Raw genomic sequence first — 5741 nt, forward strand, 5'->3', positions numbered from 1 at the left:
GCAGGGAGCGAGGAGTCACGGCCGGGCGACCGCGACGTCACGTTCGTGCGTGTGCTGTCCGCCGCCGAGGACCGGCGCCCGTAGCATCCCGCCCGTCATGGACACGCTCAACGTGGTCGACGTCCTGCTCCCGGAGCGCCGATTGCTGTGCGAGCGACGATGCTCGACCGGGATCCGATCCGGACGAACGAGGTGAACCGGTGCTGCTGTTCGGCGAGCGCGTCGCGCCGTACTGGGCGATCGCCGCGCGCGAATACCTCGAGCGCGGTGGGTGCACCAGCTGCAGATCCGACGCGCGCTCGGGCTCGGCAACGGTCGTCTCGACGACCCTCCGCTCCGCACGCGCGCGTACGACGCGATCGTCCTTGCGCTGCGCGCGCTGCTCGCGTGACGCGGCGACGCCGTCGGACGCTGTCGTCGTCCTCGCGCTCGGCAACGACGCCCGGACGTCCCGGATTCCGGACCCGGGCCGTCCCCGACAGCGGAAAGAGGCCGCTGACCCGTGAGGACGTGCACGCCGTGGGTACACCGAGCAGCATGGACGGGAAGATCCTTCGCACCCTGGAGTGGATCCTCGACATCGCCGTCGTGCTCGGTGCTGTCGCCGCCGGCACGGCCATCGCGGACCTGATGCTGCACGTCTGAATGCTGTTCCGAGGGTCAACGGCACGAGCCGCACGCGCGACGCGAGCGTGGTACGCAGTCGCGCTCGGGCTGCTCGTCGCGGGCGGCGCGTTCCTCCGCCTGTGGGACCTCGGCTCGTCGCAGCTGAGCTACGACGAGACGTTCACGGCCATGGCGGGCCGGATGCCCGTGCACGCGATGTTCGCCTACCTGCGCCAGCACGACTCGCACCCGCCGCTCGACTACCTGCTGCGCTCGCCGCTCGCGCGCGCCGGCGTGAGCGACTTCTTCCTGCGCCTCCCGTCCGCGGTCTTCTCGATCGCCGCGCTCGCGCTGCTCGCGTGGTGGTTGCACGACCGGCGCCGGATCGCGCTGCTCGCCGTCGCGCTGTTCGCGTTCGACGCGTTCGAGGTCGTCCACGGACGCGACGCGCGCATGTATGCCGAGATGGAGCTGATCGGGGTGGCCTCCGCGGTGATCACGGACTCGTGGCTGCGCCGGCCGCGCGGCTGGCACGCGCCCGCGATCGCGGTGATCGCGTTGGCAGGGCTGCTCACCCACGTGTCGATGATCCTGGTCGCGGTCGGCCTGCTCGCCGTGGCCGGACTGCGCACGGACGCGCCGGCGTGGAGATGGCGCGCCGCGCTGCTCGTCGCGGGCGCCGGGTGGGGCGTGCTCTGGGGCCAGTCGTTCCTCGCCCAGACGCACGGCGATCACTCGACATGGATCGGCCGCACGACCGTGCCGTCGTTCTCGATCGCGATGGCGCGTCTCGTCAGCTCGGAGCCCTTCCTGTGGCCGGTCGTGCTGCTGGCGACCATCGTCGGCGGTGCGGTCATCGTCCGGCGAGACGCGACGCTGGGCCGGCTCTGGCTCGCGTGCTTCGCGCTGCCCGCCGCGCTCGGTGCGCTCGCCGGACTCGTCGCGCCGGTCGTGCTCGACCGCACGTTCACGGTCGTCGCGTGGGGGCCCGTGCTCGCGATCTCGTACGCGTGCGACGGGCTCCTCCGCGCGCGACGGCCGGTCGTGGTGTCGCGCGTGGCGGCGGCGACGATCCCGACCGCGCTCCTCGTCACGGGCATCACGTCGTCCGCCCACGCCGCCACCGCGCGCACGCGACAGGACGCGCCCCTCCGTCGACTCGAGCGCGTCGCGCGACCGGGTGACGTGCTCGTCGTCCGCCCCGCGATCACGGGCATCGAGGTCGAGTGGGCCGTCGTCGTGCGCGAGCACTTCGCCGCCCACACCGTGCCGGTCGTCGGCATGCCGAACGCGGACGCCGTGCGGCTCGAGGGCACGCCGACGGGCCGCGCGTGGGTGCTGACGTGGAACCCGCACACCGCGCCGCGCGGCCCGACGTGTGCACCGACGTGGCGACACGGCAACCTCCGCATCACGTGCGTTCGGGTGCCGTTCGCACGCGGCGCGGCCCCGGTCAGCGTCACGTGAAGCAGGAAGTCGCGGCCGGCGTCGTCGTACACCCGGGTCCCTCGCGCGTGCAGGACCGCCGCCGGCCGCCCGTCGATCAGGTCTCCGGTTCGCCGGGAGCGGTGCGCAGGTGCTCGGCGTGTGCGCCCGCGCCGAGCTGTCGATCCCAGACGGCAACGACGAGGTCGGGATCGCCGACAGCCAGTGCGCTCGCGAGATGGACTGCGTCTGCGCCCCGCAGCGCGTGCGCCCGCGCCAAACCACCCGCGCGCCGAGCCACCGTGTCCGTCAACTCCACCACACGCGTCGCCGCCCAGAAGTCGTCCCACGCCCGTCGCGCGGACCGGAGATCGCGCGGACCGAGTTGGCGATTGCGTCCCGCGGCAGCGAGCGCCGCGCACACCTCCGGATACGCCAGCCGGCTGCTCAACGCCGCGTCGCAACCGTTCCACAGCTGTGCCGCCAGATCGCTGCCGTCCTCGTCCACGACGAGCTTCACGAACGCGCTGGCATCGAAGTACACGATCGCCACCTCAACGACGCTGCGCGCTCACCAACCGCGACACCGACCCGCTCGCTCGTACGCGCCGACGCGCGCTGGCACGCGGCCGCTGCGCCCGCGCCGGCCTGCTGATCAGACCCTCAGCGGTCAGCCGCTCGATCGCGTCGCTGCCGTCGATCCCCGTGAGCCGTGCCACCGGCACGCCGCGGTCCGTGATCACGATGTCCTCACCGCGACGGGCGCGTGCGAGCCAGTCACTCAGATTCGCCCGCAACGCGCTCACGGCAACGTCCATGTGCCGAGTGTACAAAACGCGAACGAGCAAACGTACGGTGTTGTCCGCGCGCCGTGGTGCTCCGCAGCGGCACTTCAGAGGCCCTCTGGCCTGCGCTCTCGTGGAGGTGACGGGACTTGAACCCGTGACTTCTACGTTGCGAACGTAGCGCTCTACCGGACTGAGCTACACCCCCGGAGGACGGCCAAGTTACCACCCGGGTCCGGGCGGTCCTGCGGGACCGCCCTACCCGTCCGTGCGGTCGCGGAGGCCGTCGATCGTCGCCTGCAGGCGGCTCGCGACGAGCGTCGTGGTGAGGTCGCCCCGGCTCCGTTCGATCACCGCGCGGAGCGCGTCGGTCGTGCGGCGCAGCCCACCGGTGAGCGCGTCCGGGTAGTCGATCGTGACGAGCACCCCGTACACGTCGTCCATCACGCGGAGCAGTCCCTCGGCCCGATCGAGGCGACCGGCGCGCAAGCAGTCCAACAGGTGGCGGCGGAGCTCGCTCGCGGCTTCCGCCATCCCGTTCAGGTACGCGGGCATCTCCACGCCGAGGTCATCGGCCGTCGGCAGCGCGCCGCCGCGCACGAACGCGAGCGTGAGGTTCGCCTCCGCGAACTCCTTCTTCGCGTCGTGCAGGTAGCCGCCGTGCCGCACGTCGGGATGCGCCTCGACCGCGGCGTCGGCCTCGCGCAGCAGCGCGGCGGCCTCCTGGATGCGTTCGCGTGCGGCGTCGAACTCGTCGCGGTGCACGGCGCGGATCGCGGCCGCACACGCCTGGATCGCACGCCGTGACGCGCCGAGCGTCGTCTCGCGGGCCTGGTGCTTCACGTCGAGCACGCGACGGGCGCGCTCGCCGAGCGCGTTGATCTCGTCCGCGCGGTCGACGACGCCGTCGCGGTCGCCGGCCGCGCTCACACCCGACCGATCGGGCTACGAGGAGCCCGTCCGCCGCAGCACGAGCTCGGGCTGGCGGCTCGGAAGGTATGCGACCTTCGTCCGTCGCTCCATCGCGATGCTGCGCATGCGGACGATCGCGAGCACGTACACGACGAGCAGCGCGTCGGCGAGGATCTGCACGGCCCACATGAGCGACGTGCCGGTCCCGGCGGCGACGCCGAGCGTCAGCACGGCCAGCCCGCTCAACACGACGAGGACGTCACGCCGGCGACGCTGGGCGCGCGACATGCCCGCCCGCGCGTAGCCCTTCGGGGAACGGTTCGCGACGACGGCGTGCCCGCCGGTCTTCGACAGGACACCCAGGCGATACGAGAAGTCGCCGACGGAGTCGCTGCGCCGAGCCTCGTTCCGAGACCGGAGGAGGGGCGGTACGAGGACGACCGCCCACAGCACGGCAAGGATCACGAGTACGGGAATCGCCAAAGCTCCTCGGCCGCCCTTCTGTGCTCGCGGAAGCTAACAGGGGTGGGGGGAAAGAGGGTGGATATCCACCAGGCGGCCGACACGCTAACCAGCGATGCGGGGCGACGGTCAAGTCCAAGCCCGGATTCACGCGCCGCGCACCGCACGCCACCGAACGACGAAGGCGCTGGTCAGCGCGTTCCGCGACCAGAGCCTGCGTGCTCAGAGGCCGAAGTCGTCGCCCAGGTCGGGGGTGCGGCGGAACGTCCCCGAGCGGCCGCCGGTCTTCTCCCACAGCGCGAGCTCGCCGATCGTCATCGTGCGGTCGATCGACTTGCACATGTCGTAGACGGTGAGCGCCGCGACCCCGCACGCGGTGAGCGCCTCCATCTCGACGCCCGTCCGGTCGACCGTGTCGACCTGGGCCTCGATCTCGACGTGGCTGTCCTCGATCCGGAAGTTCACGAACACCGACCCGACGAGCAGCGGATGGCACAGCGGCAGCAGGCTCGGCGTCTGCTTGGCCGCCTGGATGCCGGCGACGCGGGCGACCGCGAGCACGTCACCCTTGGTGATCTGTCCCGACGCGATCCGCTCGGCCGTCTCGGGCTCCATCGACACCCGGCACCGGGCGACCGCCCGTCGGTGGGTCGCCTCCTTCGCCGTCACGTCGACCATACGGGCGCGACCGAGCGGGTCGAGATGGGTGAACTCCGACGGCATGACCAGGAAGTGTAGGCGCCGCCCACAGGCACACCGGACGACCGCCGAGTCCGACATGCGGCACTGAGGTCCGGTTTCCGACAGTCAGTGCCGCATCTTCGGGCTGGAGCTAGCCGCCGATCTGGCTCATCGAACGCTTCGGGCGGACGAACTCGACCCGACCGATCGAGTGGCCGGCCCATTTCGTGCCGACCGCGACCTCGATCGCACGGGCGAGCGCGTCGTCGAGCGCGTCGCCGTCGAGCCCGCTGCGCAGCACGTCACGGAGGTCGTGCTCCTCGAGCGCGAACAGGCAGGTGCGGAACCCGCCCTCGGCGGTGACGCGCACACGGTCGCAGTCGCCGCAGAACGGCTCGGTCACGCTCGCGATGACGCCGACGTCGCCGCGCCCGTCCGCGTACGGGAAGACGGCCGCGGGCTCCGGGTGGCCGTCGCCAACGTCGTGCACGGGCCGAACGAGCGGGAACACGGCGTCGATGCGGTCGAGGATCTCGGTGGCGGGGACGACGTCCTCGCGCCGCCACGCGCCGTCGGCGTCGAGCGGCATGAACTCGATGAAGCGCATCGCGACGCCGCGATCGCGACCGAACGCGGCCAGCTCGACGACCTCGCCGTCGTTCACGCCCCGCATCACGACGCAGTTCACCTTGACGGGACAGAGACCGGCGTCGAGGGCGGCGTCGATCCCGGCGAGGACGCGCGGGAGCTCGTCACGGCGGGTGAGCGAGCGGAACACCTCGGGGCGCAGGCTGTCGAGCGAGATGTTCACGCGCCGCAGCCCGGCGGCGGCGAGGTCGTGCGCGAGCTCCGGGAGCCGCACACCGTTCG

Annotated in this window: 7 protein-coding genes and 1 tRNA gene; 1 reads left to right on the forward strand and 7 read right to left on the reverse strand. The window is 72.1% G+C overall.

All coding sequences use genetic code 11. From position 1 onward, the window contains the following. The first annotated feature begins 645 nt into the window (after positions 1-645). The gene (locus VFC33_10600) at positions 646-2073 is read left to right on the forward strand and encodes a hypothetical protein (protein HZR13688.1); all 1428 of its coding nucleotides are present in this window, start codon (positions 646-648) and stop codon (positions 2071-2073) included. 76 nt (positions 2074-2149) lie between these two features. Here VFC33_10600 and VFC33_10605 read toward each other — a convergent pair whose 3' ends face one another. The 7 genes from VFC33_10605 to VFC33_10635 all read right to left on the reverse strand — a co-directional run. Further along, positions 2150-2584 carry a type II toxin-antitoxin system VapC family toxin gene (locus VFC33_10605; protein HZR13689.1) on the reverse strand — a complete coding sequence of 145 codons (435 nt, stop codon included), beginning with the start codon at positions 2582-2584 and terminating at the stop codon, positions 2150-2152. Position 2585: 1 nt separating this feature from the next. Beyond that, on the reverse strand, positions 2586-2849 hold the full coding sequence (locus VFC33_10610; GenBank protein ID HZR13690.1) for a type II toxin-antitoxin system prevent-host-death family antitoxin: 264 nt from the start codon (positions 2847-2849) through the stop codon (positions 2586-2588). A gap of 101 nt (positions 2850-2950) precedes the next feature. Further along, positions 2951-3024: transfer RNA gene (locus VFC33_10615), tRNA-Ala, on the reverse strand. A 50-nt stretch (positions 3025-3074) separates the two neighbouring features. Next, positions 3075-3746, reverse strand: coding sequence for a haloacid dehalogenase (locus tag VFC33_10620; protein HZR13691.1), 672 nt, complete (start codon positions 3744-3746; stop codon positions 3075-3077). 15 nt (positions 3747-3761) lie between these two features. Further along, the gene (locus VFC33_10625) at positions 3762-4211 is read right to left on the reverse strand and encodes a hypothetical protein (GenBank protein HZR13692.1); all 450 of its coding nucleotides are present in this window, start codon (positions 4209-4211) and stop codon (positions 3762-3764) included. Positions 4212-4412: 201 nt separating this feature from the next. Continuing rightward, positions 4413-4913, reverse strand: a complete 501-nt coding sequence (gene moaC, locus VFC33_10630; protein HZR13693.1) for a cyclic pyranopterin monophosphate synthase MoaC — start codon at positions 4911-4913, stop codon at positions 4413-4415. A 109-nt stretch (positions 4914-5022) separates the two neighbouring features. Next, on the reverse strand, positions 5023-5741 hold a 719-nt coding region (locus VFC33_10635), incomplete at its 5' end, for a radical SAM protein (protein HZR13694.1).

This window comes from Acidimicrobiia bacterium, from assembly GCA_035651955.1.
GTDB lineage: Bacteria > Actinomycetota > Acidimicrobiia > IMCC26256 > JAMXLJ01 > JAMXLJ01.

Bases quoted from the DNA above. Each gene is read 5' to 3' on its own strand.
- moaC (HZR13693.1), bottom strand. From the start codon at position 4,913: ATGCCGTCGGAGTTCACCCATCTCGACCCGCTCGGTCGCGCCCGTATG.
- VFC33_10600 (HZR13688.1), top strand. From the start codon at position 646: ATGCTGTTCCGAGGGTCAACGGCACGAGCCGCACGCGCGACGCGAGCG.
- VFC33_10610 (HZR13690.1), bottom strand. From the start codon at position 2,849: ATGGACGTTGCCGTGAGCGCGTTGCGGGCGAATCTGAGTGACTGGCTC.